An 18,351-nucleotide genomic window follows, 5' to 3' on the forward strand; every position below is an offset into this window, starting at 1 on the left:
TGGCAGAGAGGGGCCTTATGAAACATCTGGAGACAACATGCCGTGCTTTTCCGCTGTGCTTCGCGCATTCCGGCGACCGTTATGCGCCTTGCTGCTCGCTGCCGCCCCGGCCGCCTTCAGCGCCGCCGCTGCCGCCGCCACCGGCTATCCCGCCAAGCCGATCCGCCTGGTTGTGCCGTTTCCGGCAGGCGGGCCCACTGACGCGATGGCGCGGCTGATCGGCCAGCACCTGTCGCAGCAGCTCGGACAGCCCGTGGTGATCGACAACCGCGGCGGCGCCGGCGGCACCATCGCCACCGAGGCCGCCGCGCAGGCGGCACCTGACGGCTATACGCTGTTCTTTTCCACCACCGGCACCATGGCGATCAACCCGTCGCTCTACCGCTCGCTGAAGGTGGATCCGGTCAAGTCATTCGATGCCGTGGGCTCGGTGGCCTCCACGGTCAACGTGCTGGTGGTGCCGAACAACCTGCCGGTCGGCAACGTCAAGGAACTGGTGGCGCTGGCAAAGCAGAAACCGGGCACGCTGACGTTCGGCTCGGCTGGTAACGGCAGCTCCAACCACCTGTCCGGCGAACTGTTCAAGTCGATGGCGGGCATCGACATCGTCCATGTGCCATACAAGGGTTCGGCGGCGGCGTTCACCGACGTGCTTGGCGGACGCATCTCGATGATGTTCGACACGGTATCGAGCCAGGTGCAGTACATCAGCACAGGCAAGGTCAAGGCGCTCGGCGTGACCGGCGCGACCCGTTCGGATGCGCTGCCCAAGGTGCCGACGATTGCCGAGGCCGGCCTGCCGGGTTTCGACGTAACGATCTGGTTCGGCCTGTCTGCACCGAAGGGCACCACGCCAGACGTGATCCGGCGCCTGAACAGCGAACTGCAGACCGTGCTGGCGCAGGCAGATGTGCAGAAACAGCTCGCCGCGCTGGGCGCCCGGCCGCTGCCGGGTACGCCGGCCGAGTTCTCGAAACTGATCCAGCATGACGCCGGCAAGTGGTCGCCGGTGGTCAAGGCATCGGGAGCGACCCTTGACTGAGACCTCTGCAACCTTCGACGCCCTGTTCTCGCCGGCATCGGTGGCCGTGATCGGCGCCTCGGACAACCCCAACAAGGTGGGCGGACGGCCGATCCATTACATGCGCGCATTCGGCTATACGGGCGAGGTGTTTCCGGTCAACCCGGTGCGCGAGGTCATCCAGGGCTATCGCGCGTACCCCGACCTCGGTGCGATCGGCAAGGCGCCGGACGCCGTCGTAATTGCAGTGTCCGGCGATGCCACGCTCGAGCAGGTGCGCCAGTGCGGCGCCGCGGGCGTCAAGGCTGCCGTCATCATGGCGTCGGGCTTTGCCGAAACGGGCGAGGCGGGACGCCAGCGGCAGCAGGAACTGGTGGCGGTGGCCAATGCCAGCGGCATGCGGCTGGTGGGCCCGAACGCGCAAGGCACGGCCAACTTCGCCAGCGGCGCGGTGCTTAATTTCTCGACGATGTTCTTGGAGGTGGCGCCCCAGGACGGCCCGATCGCGATCATCAGCCAGAGCGGGGCGGCGAGCGTCATGCCCTATGCGTTGCTGCGCCAGGCCGGCTACGGCGTGCGCTACCTGGTGGCGACGGGCAACGACGCCGATCTCGACGCCTGCGCGATGACCGCGGCCGTGGCGGCGGACCCTGAGGTGCGGCTGATCCTGGTCTACCTCGAATCGGTGTCCGACCCGGCGCAGCTGGCCCGCGCGGCGGAGCTGGCACGAGCGCGTGGCGCCAGCATCGTGGCGATCAAGGCCGGCAACAGCCAGCGCGGTGCCAAGGCGGCAGCCTCGCATACCGGTGCGCTGGTCGGCAACGACGCCGCGATCGATGCCTTCCTGGCCCGTCACGGCATCTGGCGTGCGCGCGACATCGGCGAGCTGGTTCGCGCTGTGCCGCTGTATTTGCAGCAGCGTCCCCCGGGGCAGGGCCGGACGGTCGTGATGAGCCATAGCGGCGCGGTGGGCGTGATGGCGGCCGACCTGGCCGAACGGCACGACCTGCCGCTGACCGAACTGCAACCGGCCACGCTGCGCGAACTGGGCGCGATCCTGCCCGAGTTCGGCACGGCCAGCAATCCGCTCGACATGACCGCCGCGCTGCTGGGCAAGGGCGACATGTTCCCGCGCGTGCTCCAGGCGCTGGGCGCCGATCCGCAGGCCGACATGGTGATGGTCGGCATTCCGGTGGCCGGTCCCGGCTACGACGTCGAGGCGCTGGCGCGCGACGCTGCCGCCTTCAGTGCGCACCACGCCAGGCCGCTGGTGGCGAGCGCGCCGCAACAGCCCGTGCGCGAAGCCTTCGTGCGACACGGCGTGCCGGCCTTCGTCACCGAAGCCGATGCCGTTGCAGCGCTGGCGCAATACGCCGCGCACCATCGGCTGGCCGAGGCGGCAAAGGCGGCAAAGGCGGCAAAGGTGGCAAAGGCGACCGAGACGGCGCCGGCCTGGCCTGACGCACAGCCGCTCAGCGGCAGCGGCTTGCAGGACGAGGCCCACAGCCTGGCCTTGCTCGCCGAAGCCGGCGTACCGATCGTGCCGCACCGGCAATGCGACAGCGTGGATGCGGCGGTAGCAGCGTTTGACGCGCTCGGCGGGGTGCCTGTCGTGGTCAAGGGCTGTGCGGCGGATGTCCCGCACAAGAGCGAGCACGGCCTCGTGCACCTTCGGCTGTCCGATGCGGCGAGCGTCGCCAGCGCGACGCAGGACTGCCTCGACACGTTGCAGCGGCTGGGCGTGGCATCGCCACGGGTGGTCGTGGCGACGATGGTCAAGGGCCGTCATGAGTTTGCGCTGGGCGTCTCGGTCGATCCCGTGTTCGGGCCGCTGGTCATGATCGGGGAAGGCGGCACGCTGCTCGAACTCCGCAAGGACGTCGTGACCCTGCTCGCGCCGTTCACCGCCGAAGACGTCAAGGCGGCCTGCGCACGGTTGCGCCTGGCGCCGCTGTTCGATGGCTATCGCGACATCCCGGCGCTCGACCTGGATGCACTGGCAGCGTCGGCGGTGGCGCTCGGCGACTGGGCATTGCGTCACCGCACTGCGCTGGCATCGGTGGATATCAACCCGCTGATGGTGATGGCGGCCGACCAAGGTGTCATGGCGGTCGATGCCGTGGTGGAACTCAAGGGGAATTGAAATATGCAAACCGTACGCGTCGAACAGGATCACGACATCGCCATCGTCACGCTGAACCGCCCGACACGCATGAACGCAGTCAACGACGCCCTGCGCGGCGAGTTGATCGAAGCGCTGGGCCGGCTTAACGCCGAACCTTCGGTGCGCGCCGTCGTGCTGGCCGGTGCCGGCGAGCGGGCGTTCTGCGCCGGACAGGATCTTGACGAGGCAGCCACCGTGACCTGGCAGCAGCTCGTGCCCTGGCTGAACCGGCAACGGGCGATGTACCAGGCCGTCCGCGACCTGGACAAGCCCTGCGTGGCCGCCGTGCGAGGCGTGGCAGCCGGTGCGGGTTTCCAGCTGGTACTGTGCGCGGACTGGCGGCTGACCACGGCGGACAGCCGCTGGGGACAGCCCGAGGTCAAGGCAGGCCTGGCGAGCATCGTCGGTTCCTATCTGATGACGCTGCACGTCGGGCACACCCATAACGTGCAGATGTCGCTGTCGGGCGAGCTGGTCAGCGGCCAGCGCGCCTTCGACATCGGCCTGGTGACAGCGCTGTGCGGCGAGACCGAACTGATGACACAGGCGCTCGCGCAGGCCAGATCGCTCGCGGCGCTGCCGCCGACTGCCGTCCGCCTGTCCAAGCAGCGTTTTCGCGCCATGACGCAGCCGGGATTCGATGACGCCTGTGTCGCCGGGATCCGGGCGCAGCTCGAATGCTATGCCGACGGCGAACCGCAGCGCGTAATGGCTGCGTTTCTGGACAAACGCAATACCAAGGAGTCGCAGTGAAGCAGTTGACCCAACACTACATAGACGGCGCACGTCGCCCGATGCGAGGCGGCGAGTTGGTCCGCGTCTACGATTCGGCGACCGAAGCCCCGTTGGCCGAGGTTTGTCTCGGCACCGCGGACGACGTGGCCGAAGCCGTGGCGGCAGCCGTGCGGGCACAGCCTGGCTGGCAGGCGCTGGGCGCAGCCGGACGGGCGCCGTACCTGCGCGCGCTGGCCGACGCGCTGGAAGGCTGCGCGGCGGAGCTGGCCAATGAGATCTCGCGTGAAGTCGGCATGCCGCTGAAGCTGTCGCGCCGCATCCAGGTCGATGCACCGATCGCGGCGTGGCGCGCCACGGCGGCGCTGGCCGACACGTTCGCCTTCGTCCGCACGATCGGCAATTCCCGCGTGACGCTGGCCCCGGTCGGGGTGGTGGCCGCCATTACGCCGTGGAACTACCCGTTGCACCAGATCACGGCCAAGCTGGCGCCGGCGCTGCTGGCCGGCTGCACGGTGGTGCTGAAGCCGTCAGAGCTGGCCCCGGCCGTGACCGAACGGCTGATGGCCGCGTGCGAGCAGGCGAAGCTGCCGCCGGGCGTCCTCAATCTCGTGCTGGGCGGCGCGGCGGTCGGCGAGGCGCTGGTATCGCATCCCGGCATCCAGATGGTGTCGTTCACCGGCTCCACGGCGGTCGGCCGCAAGGTCGCCGCGCAGGCGGCCGGCGACATGAAGCGTGTGTCGATGGAACTGGGCGGCAAGTCGGCGGCCGTGGTCCTGCCGGGCGCGGATCTCGCCAGGGCGGTCAAGGCGACGGTCAGCTCCTGTTTCCTCAATTCGGGGCAGACCTGCAGCGCGACTACCCGGCTGATCGTTGCACGCGAGGACTACCCCCGGTGCCGGCAACTGCTGGCGGAAGCGGCGGCTGCGATGAAACTCGGCGATCCCGCCGATGGCGAAACCCGGATCGGCCCCTTGCTGTCGGCGCAGCAGCGTCAGCGCGTGCAGGCGCATATCGCCGAAGCGGAGCAGGCAGGCTTTGACCGGATCGCAGGCGGTGCCGATGCGCCAGTGCCAGCGACCGGCTATTTCGTCGCGCCGACCATCTACGGCAACGTCGCACCCGACAGCCGGCTGGCGAATGAGGAAGTCTTCGGGCCGGTGCTGGCGGTGCTGTGCTATGACAGCGTCGACAAGGCGATTGCCCTGGCCAACGGCACGCGCTACGGGCTGGCCGCCGCGGTCTGGGCTGCCGATGACAGCGCCGGCGAAGCGGTCGCCAACGCGCTGCGGGCAGGGCAGGTGGACGTCAACGGCGCCCGCTTCAACCCCGCGGCACCGTTTGGCGGCTTCGGCATGTCCGGCGTCGGGCGCGAAGGTGGCGTCTATGGGCTGGAGGAGTTCCTGGAGCCGAGATCCGTTCAGCTCCCTTAGTCACGACATCGAAAGGAATCGCAATATGTACAGTCAGGTTACCGTTGCTCGCGCGGGGAAAAGCGAGCGGATCGCCGTGGTCACCATGAACCGGCCGGACAAGCTCAATGCGCTGACCAAGGTCATGGAGGCCGAACTGCGCGACGCCATGGACGCCGTCGATCGCGACGACAACGTCCGCGTGGTGGTGCTGACCGGGGCAGGCAAGGGCTTCTGCGCCGGCATGGACATCAATGAGCTCGAAGTGCTGCCACCGGGCGATATCCGCGCCGCCCAGTGGATGCGCCCCTTCGACATGAACCGGCGCGCCGACTACCAGACCCGCTATGGCTACTTCCCGGCCATGCGCAAGCCCGTGATCGCGGCCATCAACGGTGCGGCAGCGGGGCTGGGGCTGGTGTTCGCGCTGTACAGCGACATGCGCTTCGCCAGCGCCAACGCCGCGTTCAGCACCGCGTTTGCGCGCCGGGGCCTGATTGCCGAGCACGGTATCTCCTGGTTGCTGCCGCGTGTGGTCGGCCCTGGCCATGCGGCCGACCTGCTCTATTCGGCACGCAAGGTGCTGGCCGACGAGGCGCTGCGGATCGGGTTGGTCGACCGTGTGGTCGATGCCGACGCCCTCATGGCGACGACGCTCGACTATGCCGACGACCTGGCCGAGAACGTCTCGCCCAGATCCATCCGCGTGATGAAGCGGCAACTGTGGGAGCAGCCATTCCAGTCATTGGCCGAGGCCACGCGCGTCGCCAATGCCGAGATGTTCGAGAGCATCCGGAGCGAGGACTTTACCGAGGGGGTGGCGCATTTTATTGAGCGCAGGCCAGCCAGATTCACCGGGCGGTGAGCGGTAGCGGTTCGAGGGGCGGGGTTTGTTTCTCTCGCGCAGGAACAGACGTCATACGCTGGGGGTTTGCATACGGTCGTGGTGGTTTAGATGCCGGTGGTTCGCTCCCCTGTCATCATGTGCCTCCTGGTAACTGCCATGTTGGTAAGCGCGCTCAACGTGGAGCCGACGGTTCAAACGTCCGCGCAGTCTTGGTTGGTGGGCACGGTGAACTGAAATACGGCGCCGCGAGGCAGGTTCGCGCTCAGCCGTAGCGTTCCCCCATGCGCTTGCACGATCGAGCGGCAAATGGACAGCCCCATGCCCATTCCGCCGGCCTTCGACGTGCAGAACGGCTCAAAGATGCGCTCAATGTTCTCGGAAGCGACACCCGGCCCCGAATCGCGCACCGTAACCAGGACGGCACTCGGCTCATCCTTGCCGGTGCGAATCGTCAGTTCTCGCGGTCCGTCGTCAACCGCGCTCATCGCTTCAATGGCGTTGATGATCAGGTTCAGCATCGCCTGTTGGAGTTGCACCCGGTCGCCTTCAACCAGCGGTAAGTCCTCCGTAAGCTCCATCCGCACAGAAACGTTGTTTTTCATGGTCTCACCGCGCGTCAGGGTCATGACCTCACGAATCGCCTCGTTGATCTGCACCGACTCCTTATACATCGGAGTGTTTTTGACGAGGCCACGAATGCGGTTCATGATCTCGCTGGCGCGCCTTGCGTCTTTGGTGATACGTTCAAACGCCTGGCGAGCCTCCTCTAGATTCGGCGACGGTGCGCTCAGCCAGCGTAGACCCGCCTCGGCATTGGCGCCGCACGCGCCGATCGGTTGCTTTAATTCGTGGCTGATCGAGGCCGTGAGCTGCCCCATGGTCGTGACGCGGTTTGCGTGCGCCAGCGCAGCCTGGATCTCGCGGTAGCGGCGCTCGCTTTCGCGCGCTTCGGCCTCCGCGCGCTTACGCTCGGTCAAATCGAGCACGAAAGCGACACCTTGGTCCCCGCCATCTTCGAAGCTCGCCACGCCGATCAGCACAGGCACCCGGCTGCCGTCCTTCCGGAAATACTCCTTCTCGAACGGTTGCAAGTGGCCGGTCCGTTTGAGCTCTGGCAGATATTGTCGGAAATCGCGGTCGAGCCATTCCGGCGGGGTCAGGTCTGTCCAGCAGAGGCGACCAGAGACGAGATCCTCACGCTCGTAGCCCACGATGCGGAGGAACGCGTCATTGGCCTCGATGATCCGGCTTTCGCCCCAGATGAAGATCCCGATAATGTCGGCGTCGACCAGGCGCTGGATTTTCGCTTCGCGCTCTTCGAGTTGTTTGTTCAGTGTTGCTAACGTTCTCAAGTCAGACTGCAACATGTCGCGGCACAGGAGCAGAAGTCTGAGGAAGGGCTCGCTGTAATGGTTTCCTTTCCTGTCAAGAACGCAAATCGTTCCGAATATCTCGCCATCGGGCCAACTGATCGGAACACCCAGGTACGAAATCATGCCCAGTTTAATATCAGGGTTCGATTTCCACTCTTCGTCCTGCAAAGCGTCAGGGACAAGCAGCGGTTGACGGGTCTTCATCACGGTCTCGCAATAAAGGCCCGTGTTCAAAGGCGCGGTCTCGGCCGGCTCGTAAGGATTCCCTTTGGACTCGCTGGATACGAAGACTTTGATGTTCGGAGGCTCTACTTGCATTATCAAGGCGGAAGGAACGCGCATGACCTCGGCGAGTAGATCGACAATCTCTTGCCACTTCCTGACGGTTTCAGGGGGCACTTGGATGGAATGTGGCATGGTCGCTATTGCGCTGAAGAACGATTCATCTCATCGATTCATATTCTCGCGACAGGTGAAGGTGTCGTTGCGCGTCGCGCAGCTCAGATCTGTAACAGGCGGCTGCTCTCCGATGAGCGCCTATCCCAGCCTGAATGGTAGACCCTGTTCGGGTCGATTACGACGTGACCTTGGCTTCCCATTCCGGGGAACGCACAGGGGCAGAAGTCAACGTCCTCGCTGGTCCAGCAGGACACAAATACCGACGTGGCCGCGAGGGGAAGGTGCGCGCCCGTCGCATCTTCGGGGAGGGTCCCCAGCACACGTTGTGACGGTCGAAGGCCGTCGACGCCCGACAAGAATAGTCAGTGGCATGTATTGCAAAGTAGTTGGCGCACTTTGCATGGCCTGAATCGCCGCCGCCCCGTTAGTCTTGTCTTAGCGGCCATGACGGCGACGGATGCGGCTCCAGCCGAGACGCGCGCCAACATGGCTTCCTATTCCGACGTTCCTGGAAGGATGAAACCAGCATGACCTACTCGCTCTCCCGCGCTGACGTGGACAGCATCACCGAAGCAGAGCTGGAACTCAGCACTGTGAAACTCCTGCCGAAGTGGGACGACATCCCGGCGGACTTCCGCAACGGCAACCTCTACACCCGTATGGCAGAGGCTCGTCTTCTCGACTACCCGATGCCAGGTATCAACATCTCACTTCTACCTGGCTTTGATGACGAGGGTGCCTGCACGACGATCGATCGCTGCATCACGGCCCATCTGAATGCCTTTGCTCCCAAGCACGAACACCGGATCGCCGGTGTGGGTTACATGATCTCGAAGATTTGCAGGATTACGTCCGCTTAACCTCCAGGCAAGAGGCAATTTTTCGAAGCTGCTGCTGGGGAGGTCTGGCGAGCAAAGGATCTCGATCGGCCTTTGTCCACCCGTCACGCACATTCGCACAATTGGTGGTAGGCGTGGGCTATGCACCTACTACGCCCGCTTCGGCTCAGAGCCGGACCAGATCAGGCCTTGCGGTGTGTGGACGTAGCCCTTGACCCTGCGCTTTTTGACGCGACCAGGAGATCGTAGAGCAGTTTCGCCGCGGGCGGCAGCGCGCGGCCTCGCCGGGATATAAGTCCCAGCGTGCGCGTCACCCGAGGCTCCGTAAGCGGGATCGCCGTCAATGCCTTGTGGCCTTCCGGCGGTAGCGCCATCCGCGGAACCACACCGATTCCTAAGCCAGCCTGTACCAGACTCACAAGCGCAGGCACGTGGTGGACTTCACAGAACCAGCGTGGCTTGGAGGGTACGCGCGCCAGCGCTTGATCTATGAGAAAGCGATTGCCGCTGCCTTGAGCGAGGGTGATGTAGTCGTATTGACCGAGTTCCGACCACTTCAGTTTTCTTCTGCTTGCAAGTGGATGATCGACCTGGCACGCCACGACAAACGCCTCTTCCATCAGCGCTTTGAATTCGATGTCCGCCTCCTGGGTTCCGATGTAGGTCAGGCCAAAGTCGGCATTGCCGCGAGTCACCGCAAGCAAGACGTCCGCTGAAGACTCATCCATCACCCGCAGCCGGATAAGCGGATATCGCCGATGGAATTCCGCTACGACGGACGGCAGAAAATACCCCACCGCCGATGGAACACACGCAAACGTGACCTCTCCGGACAGCCTCTCGGCGACATCGCGGATACCTAGCATCGCTTCTTCCAGATCGTTCAGGACATTGCGTGCCTTGGACATGAAAGCACGGCCAACGGCGGTCAACTCGATCTTCCGGGTCGTGCGGACAAAAAGATCCACGCCAAGCGCTTCCTCGAGCTTATCAACACGCCGTGACAGTGCTGATTGCGAAAGGAAGAGTACCTCCGAAGCGGCTCGGAAACTACCGAGGTCGGCTACGGCGAGAAAGGCGCGTAAATCGGCTAGGTCGAAATTCATGTGTAAAACGCAAGAATCCATCGAATATTTGCACTTTACACGGAAATGCCCGGCGTAGATCATTGCCTCACAAAACGTTGCCAGGTGCGGAGGCCGGCTTACGAGGGGTGGAGACAACCTCGGAGCGAGGTGTGCCCTGGCTTGCTCACGCATTCCATCTCGATAGAAGAGCAATATGAGATCTGAAGAATCCGATACGCCCCCAGCGCTTGATCTTGCACATCCACTTTCCACCACACGTCGTAAACGGCTAAGCCATGGGCTGGTTCTGGCGTTCTCCGTCGCGACGGCCTGCTGCATGGGCTTGCCTGAGCCTGCGCAGGCGCAGGCTCAGGCGTGGACGCCGGCTAAGCCCATACGACTGATCGTGCCATATGGGCCGGGAGGCAGTTCCGACGTCATCGCGCGCTCCATCGCAGCGGAAATGTCCAAGAACCTGGGGCAACAAGTCATCGTGGATAACAAGGGCGGTGGTCAAGGCATCGTTGCCATGCAAGACGCAGCGCGTGCGACGCCGGATGGCTACACCATGGTGCTGGGACACGTCGGCACCTTGGCGGTCAATCCGGCCATGATGCCCCGACTGCCCTACGATCCAGAGAAGGACTACGCTCCCGTGACGCTGTTGGCCAAGGTGCCTATGGTTTTTGCGGTTGGCCCTGCCGTAAATGCCAGGTCATTGGCCGCCTTCGTTTCACTGGCAAAGGCAAAGCCGGGCAAGCTGACCTATGGCTCGGCCGGCAACGGAAGCGCCGGTCACCTTGCCTTCGAAATGCTGAAAGTCACGGTGCACGCCGATCTTCTACATGTCCCTTACAAGGGGACCGGCGCGCAAATGACAGATCTGCTGGCCGGCAATATCGACGCTGCGGCAGCGGGGCTTCCCGGATTTCTTCCACACGTGAAAGCAGGCCGGCTACGCATCCTGGCCGTGGGGGCGGCCGAGCGCCTCCCTGCTATCCCTGATGTTCCTACCGTCGCAGAGCAAGGCTATCCGGGCTTTGAAAGTTCCCAGTGGTTTGGACTGCTGGTTCCGGCCAAGACGCCAACCGTAGTGGTCGAGCGCTTGCATGCGGAAGCCGTGAAGGCGCTGAACAGCCCCGCGGTACGCCATCGCCTGGCCGAAGATTCCAGCGCCCCGATGGGGCAAGGCCCTGAGGAATTTGCCCGATTTATCCGGGCCGAACGGAATCGCTGGGGCGCTGTGGTTCGCAGCGCCAACGTCAAGGCCAACTAGGCAGCCGGCGCCAGGTCCTTCCTGTTTCATTGATCTTCCGCTGCACCAACACAATTGGGTAACTCTATGAATGTACAAACGGACAGCCGCGCAACCTTGCCGGAGGCGGCGCTTCGCGACCTTGGCAGCCAGGCGTTCCAAGGGTTGGGGCTGACTCCCGCTGATGCTGATGAAGTCGTCAACCTCCTTGTGACGGCTGACCTTTTCGGGCTTTCCACCCACGGCCTGAGTCGTATCGAGTCTTACGGCGAGCGCCTCGAAGTTGCCGGAATTGCCGCACGGCCGGCTATCCAGGTCGAACGTGTTGCCAGCGCGCTCGTCAAGGTAGACGGGGGCAACGGCGTTGGTCCATTGGTCGGCATGAAAGGCTTGAAAGCCGCCATGGAAGTGGCCGGGGAATGCGGCATCGGGATGGCGCTGGTGCGAGGCAGCAATCATTTCGGTCCCGTATCGCCCTACTGCCATATCGCTGCAGAGGCGGGCTTTGCAAGCATGATCGGGAGCAATGCCACGACGACCATCGCGCCCTGGGGCGGCAGTGACGCTCGCCTTGGCAACAGTCCGCTTGGCTTTGGCGTACCCGGTCACGACGGCGCCCACTTCATGCTCGACATGGCTATGAGCGTCGTCGCACGTGCCAAGATCCGCAATGCGCTCAAGGCGGGAGCGCCCATTCCGGATACGTGGGCAACCGACAAGCAAGGCCGCAAGACCACGGACCCAGCCGCCGCGCTGGCCGGCTTCCTGCTGCCAATAGGCGGGCACAAAGGCTATGGCCTGGCGCTGGTGGTGGACTTGTTCGCCGGCTTGCTATCCGATGCGGCCTACCTGACACACGTGAAATCCTGGGTCGACGCGCCGGACGAGCCGCAGAACCTGGGGCACTTCTTTATCCTGATCGACACCCGTCGGCTGGGTTCCGCCAAATGGCTCGCCGATCGCATGAAGGACTTTGCGGCCATCCTGCACGGCTGTCCCGCGGCAGAGGAAGGAAAGCCCGTGATCGTTCCCGGTGAGATCGAGTTGTCTAACATGGCGCGCCAGCGCGAACAGGGCCTGACGATCGACGCATCCGTCCTGTCACTTCTGAAGCATCACGCCGCAAAACTTGCGGCTTGAGAGGGCTTGGCCGCGTCGCGGCCAAGCAGGGCGCATTGCGCGCTGTCCCTCGGACTCACATCAATTGACCATGACTGCTTCAAATTCCATTGCCACGACCAGCCCTCACGTTGTTGCCGAGTTGGCGCCCAACGGAGTGCTGCGGGCGTCGATCAACGTCGGCAATCCCATCCTCGCCAACCTGGACGCCGACGGGCAGCCCTTTGGTGTCTCGATTGATCTGGCACGCGAGTTTGCACGTCGGCTAGGGTTGGAGGTAGAACTGATTGTTTTCGACTCCGCCGGCAAATCCGTTGACGCGGTGACGAATGAGCAGGCGGACTTCGGCTTCTTCGCCATCGATCCCATGCGAGGCGCCGGCATTGCCTTTACCGCTCCCTACGTGCTCATCGAAGGGGCGTACCTGGTACGCGAAGACTCTGCCATACAGGAGAACGACGAAGTCGATCAGCCTGGTCGACGCGTCACGGTCGGCAAGGGAAGTGCTTACGACCTTTTTCTGACGCGGGAACTTAAGCACGCTGAGATCGTGCGAGCCCCTACTTCTCCCACGGTAGTGGACGTTTTCATCGAGCAGGGGCTGGAAGTCGCGGCCGGCGTCAGGCAACAGTTGGAGGCTGACGCCGGACGCGTGCATGGACTGAGGCTGCTGCCAGGACGCTTCATGGTTATCGAGCAGGCTATGGGATTGCCCAAGGCGCGCAGCCACGCTGCCGTCACTGTGCTGGCTCAGTTTGTGGAAGATATGAAGGCTAGCGGCTTTGTTGCCTCGTCCTTGAAGCGGCATGCCATTCAGGGGGCGTCGGTGGCACCCGCGCAGTAGGAATTTCTCGCTGCGCAACCCAACCCACACGTGAACGGCCCGAACCGGCCGGGAGCGGACCTTCCAGCTGATAGCGGCCACCGGCCGCTTCTCGGGCGGTCCTGCGCCCAGAAGAGGTGCGTTCAGGCAGTGAATGTCCCGGGCGCGGCGCTGGCTATGTCGAATAAAGCGTGATGAGAAAGAGCACAAACCGATAGCCGATGACGATGCCTCCTGCTGCCAGGGTCAGGGCAACGGCCGACACCACCCGCCCGGCGCCGTTCACATCGAAGACCCGCGCCTCTGCGGCATACACATACACGCCGCACGCCGCGAGGATAATGAGCGTGAGAACATTATCGACCATGGCGTCCTGCAGACCTGGCCCGCCGACTCGCGCGTAGAGCGCGGACGCTACGATTGCGAGCGAAAACAACAGCAGCATGAACGTGTAGAGATGCAGCGAAAAAACGATATGCGTCATGAGCGCCTTGCGCTTTGCAGCGAACACGAGCGATAACAGCAGCGCGAAAGGTATCGTCATCAGAACAACGAGCGACTTCGCGTTCAACACCACGGCCCGATTGAAAACCGGCCCGTAGGATTCGAGGCTACGATGCGAGACCCGCAGCCGCTCCGCGACCATTGAACGAGCCAACTCGCTCCAGTCTTGCTGATACATATGCGAGTCGAGCGTCGAGCTGAAGACGTTTGCTCCGGTCAGCGATTGAACGGCGAAGAAGAACACATTGGCTACGAGGAACAACTGGATCGGCGCGATGTAAGGCTTACGCGCTCCAGCGAGGTATGACATGGTCAGGGACCCTGGATAACGCAGCAGGCACCAGAAGGTTCGGACCATCTTGCCATCGACGCTCGTCAGTGCATGTAGCAGGTTGCCGAGAAGCCCACGCATCGTGAGATCGCGCGGTGCGAGCGGCGCCTCGCCGCATTGTGGGCAGAACGGCGTGCCGACGGGCCGCCTGCAAGTCGGGCATGTCCAGGTTCCGTTAGCGCTCACGGTATTCCTCCTTGGTTAAACGAGCACCTCCCGCTCTGTGGCGACTACATTACCGCAAGCACGCCGTGCCGGGTGGGCCCTGTGAGCGCCTGTGCGTCTATGCAGCCTGGCTCTGCAAAATCAGAGATTCCGTCGCATCGACCCTTGTCTTATCTTGGTAACAGGCCCACTCGCGTCGTCCATCGCTTGAAGAGAGAACTCATTCAGTCATTGAAAGCCGCAGGCCGCCGCCCATGGCTACGGCCTGCGCAGCAATCACTTCTCCTGCATCTTGGCGGCCTTGACGATCTCGCCCAGCCTTTTCCGCTCCGCGTTAACAAACTTCACAAAATCCGCACGCGTGCCGCCAACCGGCTCGATGCCCACGGCCTTGAGCTTTGCCGCGGCGTCCGGATCCTTCATGGCCTTGTCCACCGCTGCAGCCACCTTGTCGAGGATGGCGTCGGGAGTGCCCTTGGGGGCGTGGATGCCGGCCCAGTGCGCAATCTGCAGGTCCGGAAAGCCTTGCTCCACGGCGGTGGAGAGTTGGGGATAGGCCGATATGCGCTGCGTCCACGTCGTCGCCAGCGCCTTGAATTTGCCTTCGTGCAGGATATGCGGAAGCGCGATGATACTGGCTTCGGAGGTTCCTTCGACCTGGCCTCCCAGGACTGCCGTGGTGCTCTCCGACCCGCTCTTGTAGGGCACCGGCTGCAGCTTCGCGCCATATTTCACGTTAAGGATTTCGGCGACAAAGTGCGGGGTGCTGCCGGTTCCCGCGGTGGCGAAGTTGAAGCCGTTCCCTTTCTTCGATGCCTCGACAAAGTCGCGCAGATCCTTGTAGGGCGCGTTTTTCGGCACGACGATGACCGAGGGAGCAAGTCCGATCATGGCGACGGGGACCAGCGCGTCATCCTTGAACGGGATGGACTTCTTGATCATGCTGTTGGAGATGACGCCGGCCGCGCTGATCAGGAAGGTGTAGCCATCGGGCTTGCTCTTGGCCACCATGTCGGCGCCGACGGTGCCGCCCGCGCCGGGGCGGTTTTCGACCAGTACGGTCTGGCCCAGCACCCTGGAAGCCCCCTCGGCCGCCGCGCGTGCCATCAGGTCATTGGCGCCGCCAGCGGCAAACGGCACGACAAAGCGAATCGTTTTGTTTGGCCACTGGCCTTGTGCGCAAGCCGGCGTAGCCGAGATCAGGCCTGCCGTTGCAAGGAGGCCCAGGGTGAGTCGGTATTTCATATGCAAGGCGTATCTCCGTCTTAGGATTGGTGATCCGGGCTGATCAGCGTGGTCTAGTCTTTTGCTGCGTATTCACGATCGAGTTCGTCGTACAAAGGCTTGTTGACCAGCCGTTGCCGCTCACTGAACGGCGCGACCAGCGACGCATCTTCGTCGAGCCGGCCATTCGCACGCAGCGTGCCGAGCGCCCGCTGCATGCCAAGCACTGCGCCTTGCAGCGCTGCGTTTGCATACAGCACGATCGCGTAGCCGAGCTGTCCGAGCGCTTCGCGCGACTGCGTCGGCGTCTTGCCGCCGATCACGATGTTGATCAACTGCGGCGCGTCGATCAGCCTGGGCAGGCGCTCGATGTCGGCAAGCGATTCGGTCGCTTCGATAAACAGGATGTCCGCGCCCGCTTCGACAAAGCGATGGCCGCGCTCGATTGCGTCTTCGATGCCATGCACGGCGGCAGCATCGGTGCGCGCGATGATCAGCAGGTTGGGGTCTTCGCGCGAATCGACGGCCGCGCGGATCTTGCCGAGCATTTCGCTCGCCGCGATGACTTCCTTGCCGGAGAAATGGCCACATTTCTTCGGCATTACCTGGTCTTCAAACTGGATCGCATCGGCGCCGCTGCGCTCGAGCGTGCGTACCGCGTGGCGCACATTGAGGGCGTTACCGAAGCCGGTGTCGGCATCCACGATCAACGGCAGCGCGACGGCGTCGCGGAGCCGTGCGGTGTGTTCCGCGACTTCGTGCAGGCCGATGAAGCCGAGATCGGGCAGGCCAAGCGACATGTTGGTAACGCCGGCGCCCGTCAGGTAGAGCGCCTCGAAGCCGGCGTCCTCGATGACGCGCGCGCTCATCGCGTTGAATGCGCCGGGCACCAGCAGGCCCTGGCGTTCATTTACCTTGGCGCGGAATGCCACGCGACGAGCGGTGGACGAGATAGTCATAGTGTGTGTCTCCAGTTTGCGGACTTCTACCGCAGGGATCGTGCCAATCGTCAGCCTTTCTTTTTCTCCTTTGAAAACAATAGCTTATAGAAAGCACTGCGCGTGGAACGTTCGTGAGACAATGTTCCACTTGTTTCGTGGAACGTTTCAAAAGCGTTCCATTCGGGAGATTCCATCGTGTCAACGCTTGCCTCGAACCGGCCCCGGGGCCGCCCGGGCATCGCGCTGGTCAGCATCAGCCAGTTAAGTACGCTATGCGAAACCGTCGCGCCGCGCTATACGGAGCACGCCAGGTTCTTTTCGGTGCGCGCGGGGTACGGCGCCGCCGTGACCGCGCTGCAGGCATATGTCGATGCAGGCAAGGTTGATGTCGTGCTGGCTGCCGGCTCCAACGGCGCCTATCTGCGCGACAACCTCAGCGTACCGGTGGTGATGGTCAAGGTGAACGGCTTTGACGTGCTCAGCGCCATCACGCATGCGATCACGATGTGGCCAGGCGCGCCAATCGGCCTGGTCCTGCACGAAACGGTGTCGAAGGAACTGACCGACCTCAGCGCGTGGCTGAACGTCGCATTGAAACAGCGCGCATACCGTTCGATCGACGAAGTCCGGGTGGCCGTCGACACGCTCGCCGCCGAGGGCTGCACCGTCATCATCGGCCCGGGCATGGCGTGCGATCTCGCGCTGCGGGCGGGGCTGCACAGCGTGTTTCTCTATTCCCTCGGTGCCGTTGAAGAAGCGTTCGAGCGCTCCATTGAGCTGGCGCGCATGAGCCGCCAGAAGGAGTCAAAGCGCGTGCGACTCAACACGATCGTCGCGCATCTGCGCGACGGCGTCGCCGCATTCGACGAGGCCGGCCAACTGGAAGTGGTCAATCCTGCGATGCTCGATCTGCTCGGACTCGACCGCGCGCACGACCTGGCGCCGCAACTGGCGAGAGCGGTCGGCCCGCTGCTGCGCGAAACGCTCGACACCGACACGCCGAGCGACGAGCGCATCGAGCAGATCGGCGGTCGTTCGCTGATCGTCAATTGCGTGCCGATCGTCGAGCATGGTTTGCGTTCCGGCGCGGTGGTCACGGTGCAAGACGCACTGATCGCGCAGCGCATCGACCGCTCGTTGCGAACCAGTCAGCGGCCGAAACACCTGGTGGCGCGGCACAGCCTGGCCGACTTGACCGGCGCATCGCCGGCGCTCGAGCGTGTGCGGCGCCTGGCGCGCGCCGGCGCCGCACACGATGCGACCGTACTGCTCACCGGCGAAAGTGGCACGGGCAAAGAACTGGTTGCGCAGGGCATCCATAATGCGAGCCGCCGGCGCGGCAACCCGTTCGTGGCGTTCAATTGCGCGGCCCTGCCGGAAGGGTTGATAGAAAGTGAGCTGTTTGGCCATGAAGAGGGCGCGTTCACCGGCGCGCGGCGCGGCGGCAAACCTGGCCTCTTCGAAATCGCGCATACGGGCACCATCTTTCTTGATGAAGTCGGCGAAATGCCGGCGGCGGCGCAAAGCCGCTTGCTGCGCGTGCTGCAGGAGCGCGAAGTGATGAAGCTCGGCTCGGGGCGCGCGACGCCGATTGACGTTCGCGTCATCGCCGCGACGCATCGGGACCTGCGTGCGCTGGTCGAGCAAGGCGCATTTCGCGCCGATCTGTATTTCCGGCTCAACCTGTTGCACATCGAACTCCCGCCATTGCGCGAGCGGCGCGGCGATATTCCGGGCCTTGCGCGGCATCTGCTCGGCCGCAATGCAACAAAGTACGAGTTGCCCGCCACGGCCACGGAGCGCGTTCTGGAATTTCTGACGCCGCTGTTCGAACAATACGCATGGCCCGGAAACGTACGGGAGCTCGACAACCTGGTTGCTCGCGCGGCGATTTATGTGGGCGATGGTCCGAGTGGCGCGTGGCAGGATCTGCGGGACTTTTTTCCGGAGTTTGGACAGATACAAGCGCCGCCGGTCCCGGCGGCCAGGCGCAAGGTCGTCGATTCGCCGCCTGCGGCAGTGACCCGCGACGACGTCATGCGTGCTCTGGAAGCAAATGGCGGTAACCGCGCCGCAGCGAGCCGTGCGCTCGGGATTGGGCGGACCACGCTGTGGAGACTGATGAAGGCGTGAGG

General features: G+C 63.7%; 15 protein-coding genes. 10 read left to right on the forward strand and 5 right to left on the reverse strand.

Going from position 1 to position 18,351, the window contains the following annotated elements; translation table 11 throughout:
• The first annotated feature begins 37 nt into the window (after nucleotides 1–37).
• Genes AC10V3_RS22955 through AC10V3_RS22975 form a run of 5 tightly spaced genes read left to right on the forward strand, consistent with a single transcriptional unit; the run spans nucleotide 38 to nucleotide 6,194 of the window.
• Complete coding sequence (locus tag AC10V3_RS22955; protein ID WP_454752696.1) at nucleotides 38–1,042, forward strand: Bug family tripartite tricarboxylate transporter substrate binding protein; 1,005 nt, start codon at nucleotides 38–40, stop codon at nucleotides 1,040–1,042.
• A complete protein-coding gene (locus AC10V3_RS22960) occupies nucleotides 1,035–3,164 on the forward strand; it encodes an acetate--CoA ligase family protein (protein ID WP_490924048.1) in 2,130 nt (709 codons plus the stop codon). The genes AC10V3_RS22955 and AC10V3_RS22960 overlap by 8 nt, the downstream gene beginning before the upstream one ends.
• 3 nt (nucleotides 3,165–3,167) lie before the next feature.
• Complete coding sequence (locus AC10V3_RS22965) at nucleotides 3,168–3,938, forward strand: enoyl-CoA hydratase/isomerase family protein (protein WP_454752698.1); 771 nt, start codon at nucleotides 3,168–3,170, stop codon at nucleotides 3,936–3,938.
• The gene (locus tag AC10V3_RS22970) at nucleotides 3,935–5,350 is read left to right on the forward strand and encodes an aldehyde dehydrogenase family protein (protein ID WP_454752699.1); all 1,416 of its coding nucleotides are present in this window, start codon (nucleotides 3,935–3,937) and stop codon (nucleotides 5,348–5,350) included. The genes AC10V3_RS22965 and AC10V3_RS22970 overlap by 4 nt, the downstream gene beginning before the upstream one ends.
• Before the next feature lie 25 nt (nucleotides 5,351–5,375).
• Nucleotides 5,376–6,194: an enoyl-CoA hydratase gene (locus AC10V3_RS22975; protein ID WP_022537700.1), complete on the forward strand. Its 819-nt coding sequence runs from the start codon at nucleotides 5,376–5,378 to the stop codon at nucleotides 6,192–6,194.
• A 173-nt stretch (nucleotides 6,195–6,367) separates the two neighbouring features.
• On the opposite strand, the gene AC10V3_RS22980 is transcribed toward AC10V3_RS22975, so the two are convergent.
• A complete protein-coding gene (locus AC10V3_RS22980; protein ID WP_490924050.1) occupies nucleotides 6,368–7,966 on the reverse strand; it encodes a GAF domain-containing sensor histidine kinase in 1,599 nt (532 codons plus the stop codon).
• A 509-nt stretch (nucleotides 7,967–8,475) separates the two neighbouring features.
• Between AC10V3_RS22980 and AC10V3_RS22985 the strand changes: the two genes are divergently transcribed.
• Nucleotides 8,476–8,808, forward strand: coding sequence for a hypothetical protein (locus AC10V3_RS22985; RefSeq protein ID WP_022537702.1), 333 nt, complete (start codon nucleotides 8,476–8,478; stop codon nucleotides 8,806–8,808).
• Nucleotides 8,809–8,969: 161 nt separating this feature from the next.
• On the opposite strand, the gene AC10V3_RS22990 is transcribed toward AC10V3_RS22985, so the two are convergent.
• Complete coding sequence (locus AC10V3_RS22990) at nucleotides 8,970–9,893, reverse strand: LysR family transcriptional regulator (RefSeq protein WP_051369998.1); 924 nt, start codon at nucleotides 9,891–9,893, stop codon at nucleotides 8,970–8,972.
• A 175-nt stretch (nucleotides 9,894–10,068) separates the two neighbouring features.
• On the opposite strand from AC10V3_RS22990, the gene AC10V3_RS22995 reads away from it, so the two are divergent.
• The 3 genes from AC10V3_RS22995 (at nucleotide 10,069) to AC10V3_RS23005 (ending at nucleotide 13,072) form a co-directional block, all read left to right on the forward strand.
• On the forward strand, nucleotides 10,069–11,130 hold the full coding sequence (locus AC10V3_RS22995) for a Bug family tripartite tricarboxylate transporter substrate binding protein (protein WP_022537704.1): 1,062 nt from the start codon (nucleotides 10,069–10,071) through the stop codon (nucleotides 11,128–11,130).
• 66 nt (nucleotides 11,131–11,196) lie between these two features.
• Nucleotides 11,197–12,249, forward strand: a complete 1,053-nt coding sequence (locus AC10V3_RS23000) for an Ldh family oxidoreductase (protein WP_022537705.1) — start codon at nucleotides 11,197–11,199, stop codon at nucleotides 12,247–12,249.
• 70 nt (nucleotides 12,250–12,319) lie between these two features.
• The gene (locus AC10V3_RS23005; RefSeq protein ID WP_022537706.1) at nucleotides 12,320–13,072 is read left to right on the forward strand and encodes an ABC transporter substrate-binding protein; all 753 of its coding nucleotides are present in this window, start codon (nucleotides 12,320–12,322) and stop codon (nucleotides 13,070–13,072) included.
• Between the two features lie 154 nt (nucleotides 13,073–13,226).
• Here AC10V3_RS23005 and AC10V3_RS23010 read toward each other — a convergent pair whose 3' ends face one another.
• The 3 genes from AC10V3_RS23010 to AC10V3_RS23020 form a co-directional block, all read right to left on the reverse strand.
• Nucleotides 13,227–14,072: a DUF3667 domain-containing protein gene (locus AC10V3_RS23010; RefSeq protein WP_022537707.1), complete on the reverse strand. Its 846-nt coding sequence runs from the start codon at nucleotides 14,070–14,072 to the stop codon at nucleotides 13,227–13,229.
• Nucleotides 14,073–14,327: 255 nt separating this feature from the next.
• The gene (locus tag AC10V3_RS23015; RefSeq protein ID WP_022537708.1) at nucleotides 14,328–15,296 is read right to left on the reverse strand and encodes a Bug family tripartite tricarboxylate transporter substrate binding protein; all 969 of its coding nucleotides are present in this window, start codon (nucleotides 15,294–15,296) and stop codon (nucleotides 14,328–14,330) included.
• Nucleotides 15,297–15,349: 53 nt separating this feature from the next.
• Nucleotides 15,350–16,234, reverse strand: a complete 885-nt coding sequence (locus AC10V3_RS23020; protein ID WP_022537709.1) for an isocitrate lyase/PEP mutase family protein — start codon at nucleotides 16,232–16,234, stop codon at nucleotides 15,350–15,352.
• Nucleotides 16,235–16,411: 177 nt separating this feature from the next.
• Between AC10V3_RS23020 and prpR the strand changes: the two genes are divergently transcribed.
• Nucleotides 16,412–18,349: a propionate catabolism operon regulatory protein PrpR gene (gene prpR, locus AC10V3_RS23025; protein ID WP_022537710.1), complete on the forward strand. Its 1,938-nt coding sequence runs from the start codon at nucleotides 16,412–16,414 to the stop codon at nucleotides 18,347–18,349.
• Nucleotides 18,350–18,351 lie beyond the last annotated feature (2 nt).

The organism is Cupriavidus sp. PB-02, from assembly GCF_058252315.1.

Bases quoted from the DNA above. Each gene is read 5' to 3' on its own strand.
- AC10V3_RS22955 (WP_454752696.1), top strand. From the start codon at position 38: ATGCCGTGCTTTTCCGCTGTGCTTCGCGCATTCCGGCGACCGTTATGC.
- AC10V3_RS22965 (WP_454752698.1), top strand. From the start codon at position 3,168: ATGCAAACCGTACGCGTCGAACAGGATCACGACATCGCCATCGTCACG.
- AC10V3_RS22975 (WP_022537700.1), top strand. From the start codon at position 5,376: ATGTACAGTCAGGTTACCGTTGCTCGCGCGGGGAAAAGCGAGCGGATC.
- AC10V3_RS22980 (WP_490924050.1), bottom strand. From the start codon at position 7,966: ATGCCACATTCCATCCAAGTGCCCCCTGAAACCGTCAGGAAGTGGCAA.
- AC10V3_RS22985 (WP_022537702.1), top strand. From the start codon at position 8,476: ATGACCTACTCGCTCTCCCGCGCTGACGTGGACAGCATCACCGAAGCA.
- AC10V3_RS22990 (WP_051369998.1), bottom strand. From the start codon at position 9,893: ATGAATTTCGACCTAGCCGATTTACGCGCCTTTCTCGCCGTAGCCGAC.
- AC10V3_RS22995 (WP_022537704.1), top strand. From the start codon at position 10,069: ATGAGATCTGAAGAATCCGATACGCCCCCAGCGCTTGATCTTGCACAT.
- AC10V3_RS23000 (WP_022537705.1), top strand. From the start codon at position 11,197: ATGAATGTACAAACGGACAGCCGCGCAACCTTGCCGGAGGCGGCGCTT.
- AC10V3_RS23005 (WP_022537706.1), top strand. From the start codon at position 12,320: ATGACTGCTTCAAATTCCATTGCCACGACCAGCCCTCACGTTGTTGCC.
- AC10V3_RS23015 (WP_022537708.1), bottom strand. From the start codon at position 15,296: ATGAAATACCGACTCACCCTGGGCCTCCTTGCAACGGCAGGCCTGATC.
- AC10V3_RS23020 (WP_022537709.1), bottom strand. From the start codon at position 16,234: ATGACTATCTCGTCCACCGCTCGTCGCGTGGCATTCCGCGCCAAGGTA.